The following is a 2,986-nucleotide window of genomic DNA, read 5'->3' as shown; positions in this document are numbered from 1 at the left end:
TGCTCCGGTTCCAATCCGCAGAGATAAGCGAGGTTTTCTGATGCATAGATGAAGTCCTGATGAAAATAGTCAATGATATAGACGCACTGGTAGGTGCTGCGAGCAAAAGCCTTTGCCGCATTCACCAATAATTCTATCTTGTCGTAATCTTGTCTGTTGATATGATTCACCTCGTTGGAATGGAGGAAGAAATCTTCTTTTTCTTTATTCATAAGCTATTCTGAATATTACTCTTTCAAACTGTTAATCTTGGCACAGACACTCTGCACATGGTCGTGTGATGACCACGCTTGGTTGCTGATTCTCATTTCAGTGTGAATGTGAATATCAGTCCGTGTGCGGGCGGCAATGCGTTTTTCACGCTGATGCTTCCGCCGTGTAGGAGTATGGCGTTTTTCACTATGGCGAGTCCGAGCCCCGTGCCTCCCATCTTGCGGCTTCGTCCTTTGTCAACACGGTAGAAGCGTTCGAAAAGGCGTGCGAGGTGTTCGTTTGGCACTCCGACGCCGTTGTCGGAGAATGTGAAACGCCATTCCTGCTGACTTGTCTTTTCGGCAGACAGTGTGATGGTGGATCCTTCGCCGGCATAGGCGATGGCATTGTCGGTGAGGTTGCGGAACACGCTGTAGAGCAGCGATTGGTTGCCCTTCACCTGTATGTCGGCTGGCAGCCGGTTGTCGAATGTCATCGAGTGTTCCTTGAGTTGCAGCGCCGTTTCCTTCTGTATGTTTGCCACCATCTGCGAGATGTCCACGGTGTCGAAGTCGGTGAGCATGTCAGGAGCGTCGTCGAGACGGTTCAGCGTTGAGATGTCGCGCAGCAGCGACGTGAGGCGCTGCGCCTGTGCATAGCATCGCTGAAGGAATTGCGCCTTCATGCTCTCGCTGATGTTCGGATTGTCGAGGATGGTCTCCAGATATCCCTGTATGCTCGCTACGGGAGTCTTCAGCTCGTGGGCTATGTTCTGGGTGAGCTGTCGCTTCAGTATGTCCTGTTCCTTCTTGGTGTGTTGCAGGCGTTTGTATATCTTGATGATTTTTTCGGCAATCTCTCCCAACTCGTCGTTCGGAAACTCTATGAGGTCTTCCGTCTCGAGGCTCTCGTTGTGATCGGCACGGTTGGCAAAGGTGCGTAGCTTCGTCACGTTGGCCCCCAGCCTCTGTGTGAAGCGGAAGAGCAAGAAGGTTAGGATAAGCATTGCGGCGAGGGCAAACCAGATGTAGTGCTGGTCGGTCTGCAGAGTCCTGATGAGGCTGTTGTCGTAGGGCAGTGCGGTGCGGATGATGAATTTCTGGTGTGGAAAGTATGTAGCCGAATAGAAGAACGACTCTCCGAGCGTGCTGCTCTTGCGGTCGATTGAGAATCCGTGACCCATGTTGAGAGCCTGTCTTATCTCGCTTCGGTTGAGATGGTTTTCGAGCTGATGGTAGTTCTTGAACCTGTTGTCGTAGAGCACGTTGCCTTTCATATCGACCAGTGTCACTCTGATTTTCGACTTGTAGTGGCGCTTCACGTATTCGTCGAGGTCTCTTTCTGAGTGGCTCTTGTCGAGACTCATCACTTCAGCCATGCGCTCGTTGTAGTCTTGCAGACGTGTGTCGAGCATGTCGATCTTGTATTGTTTCTCTCTCTCGTGCTGGAACACGATGAATGCAGCGGCAAAGGCGATGAACACGGCGATGACGCTGAAATACAGTTTCTTTCCTACGGATGTCCTTGACATAGTGGATGGGGGTTAGTTATCAGTAGACAAGGGGATCAGCCTTGCCGTCATTATACGGATGCATGATGATGCTATGCGTCGAAATAATATCCGAAGCCGAGTCTCGTCACGATGCACTTGGAGAAACGTCCTATCTTCTTTCTCAGTCGCGTGATGTTTACGTCCACTGTGCGGTCGAGCACGAGCACATCCTTTGGCCACACCCTGTCGATGAGTTCCTGACGTGAGAACACCCTGCCACGCTCGTCGAGCAGCAGATGCAGGATTTCAAATTCCGTCTTGGTGAACGGTATGTCCTCGCCGTCGATAGCCACCGTCTTCTTGTCGAGATTGAGTTCCAGTCCCTGATACGAGATGATGTTGTTGTGTGGGGCATAGCCCGTATCGCTTGTCCTTCTCAACACGGCGCGCACTCTCACCAGCACCTCACGGATGGAGAAAGGCTTTGAGATGTAGTCGTCGGCACCGAGGTTGAATCCCGTCACCGTGTCGTTCTCCGTGTCTCTTGCCGTAAGGAAGATGATAGGTATGTTAGCCGTCATCGGTTCGTCTTTGAGTTTTTTTGCGAGTGCGAATCCCGACATCGCTCCCATCATCACGTCGAGCAGCAGCAGGTCGTATTTCTCCGCTCCAATCTCCAGAGCCTCTTCGGCAGAGTTTGCAGTGTCCACCTCGTAGCCTTCCGTTTCAAGATTGAACTTCAGAATCTCGCAGAGGTCCTGCTCGTCGTCAACTACTAAAATGCGGTTTTTCGTTTCCATCTTTTCCTGAGTTTTTATTGTTACGGTGCAAAAGTAGTTTCATACTAGTTCATAATTGTTACAGTGATGTTACAATATTGTTACACCACAAAAGCTTATCTTATGCAAAGATAAAGCAAATTGCTTGCAACACAAACAAACTTTAAGAATAAACCATTGCGTTATGCGAGAAAAGACGATTCCTCCCCCAATCGTTCGTTAGGGTTTGCTTGTATTCAGTGCGTCCCGTTTCCGACTGACATACAGTTCCGATGGACAATTCTGATGATCAGTTTGGGTTGAGCTATAAAAAAGTATAAAAACATTACGTGTTGGTCATAAACCGTCATTTTTACTGTAAATTTGCAGTTCGGAAATAAACACAAACTTATAATAGAAACGATGAAAAATCAGACAAAGGCTATTGACACGCCATTTGGACAGCGCGACACATACGGGTCGCTGAGCATGCCGGTATACCACACCGCAGCATACGAGTTTGACACTGCCGCCGATATGGCGG

At 49.5% G+C, this 2,986-nt stretch carries 2 protein-coding genes and 2 pseudogenes; 1 reads left to right on the top strand and 3 read right to left on the bottom strand.

All coding sequences use genetic code 11. The features are described 5' to 3' along the window. The 3 genes and pseudogenes from QVO99_RS03770 to QVO99_RS03760 all read right to left on the bottom strand — a co-directional run. Positions 1-212, bottom strand: a pseudogene (locus QVO99_RS03770) (helix-turn-helix transcriptional regulator); the annotation flags it as partial. A gap of 92 nt (positions 213-304) precedes the next feature. Next, positions 305-1,723, bottom strand: coding sequence for a sensor histidine kinase (locus tag QVO99_RS03765; protein ID WP_022316268.1), 1,419 nt, complete (start codon positions 1,721-1,723; stop codon positions 305-307). A 71-nt stretch (positions 1,724-1,794) separates the two neighbouring features. Continuing rightward, positions 1,795-2,484 carry a response regulator gene (locus tag QVO99_RS03760; RefSeq protein WP_022316267.1) on the bottom strand — a complete coding sequence of 230 codons (690 nt, stop codon included), beginning with the start codon at positions 2,482-2,484 and terminating at the stop codon, positions 1,795-1,797. Between the two features lie 381 nt (positions 2,485-2,865). On the opposite strand from QVO99_RS03760, the pseudogene QVO99_RS03755 reads away from it, so the two are divergent. Beyond that, positions 2,866-2,986: pseudogene (locus QVO99_RS03755) on the top strand (O-acetylhomoserine sulfhydrylase); the annotation flags it as partial.

The sequence above is a fragment of the Prevotella sp. CAG:592 genome (assembly GCF_000436015.1).
Taxonomy (GTDB): domain Bacteria; phylum Bacteroidota; class Bacteroidia; order Bacteroidales; family Bacteroidaceae; genus Prevotella; species Prevotella pectinovora.
Note: the sequence above shows the minus strand (reverse complement) of the source record. Positions and strands in the feature narration are given on the sequence as shown.